Raw genomic sequence first — 499 nt, 5'->3', positions numbered from 1 at the left:
GTGTTATTTTTTTTTTAGTAGATAGTTCTCGATATTCAGTTTGGTTCGGTCGAAGCTGCGGTTATCTGCTGAAGAATAGTATGCCTGTTTCATAACTTTATGTTTGTGCATAAAATCATCAGAACTTTCCCTAAGCAATGACAATGCTTCCTTCCACGAGCCAGCTTCGTTCTTGTCGCTTGTCTCAAGCTCTTCTAAGGCAAACATTATCCCATTCATAGAGTTAGCAAAGTCATGAAGTAGTCGTCCTGATAGTAGCTCTGTTATCAACAACACGTTTTTGTTCATTAGACAATTGTAAATGATTTAGGTTACCCTATATTAGTAGACATATAATAGTCAATTGAGAGAAAGTTTCGTTGTACTTTTTGTGCCAGGTTATTAATGTAGTATTAGTAATCGTAGAATTTGTGTAAAGGTTATGAGTACTTATGCTAAATCAGGAGTAGATCTTAAGTTGTATAATAAGCTAATAAAAGAGGTCAACCTTATAGTTGAG

2 protein-coding genes are annotated in these 499 nt (G+C 34.7%); one reads left to right on the top strand and one right to left on the bottom strand.

Features of this window, described 5'->3' with window-relative positions:
* Positions 1-3 precede the first annotated feature (3 nt).
* The gene (locus IHO40_RS05305; RefSeq protein WP_225537099.1) at positions 4-288 is read right to left on the bottom strand and encodes a hypothetical protein; all 285 of its coding nucleotides are present in this window, start codon (positions 286-288) and stop codon (positions 4-6) included.
* Between the two features lie 133 nt (positions 289-421).
* Between IHO40_RS05305 and IHO40_RS06275 the strand changes: the two genes are divergently transcribed.
* On the top strand, positions 422-499 hold a 78-nt coding region (locus IHO40_RS06275; protein ID WP_458695348.1), incomplete at its 3' end, for a hypothetical protein.

The organism is Wolbachia endosymbiont of Mansonella ozzardi, assembly GCF_020278625.1.
Taxonomy (GTDB): Bacteria; Pseudomonadota; Alphaproteobacteria; order Rickettsiales; family Anaplasmataceae; genus Wolbachia.
This window is presented reverse-complemented; position numbering and strand designations above follow the sequence as displayed.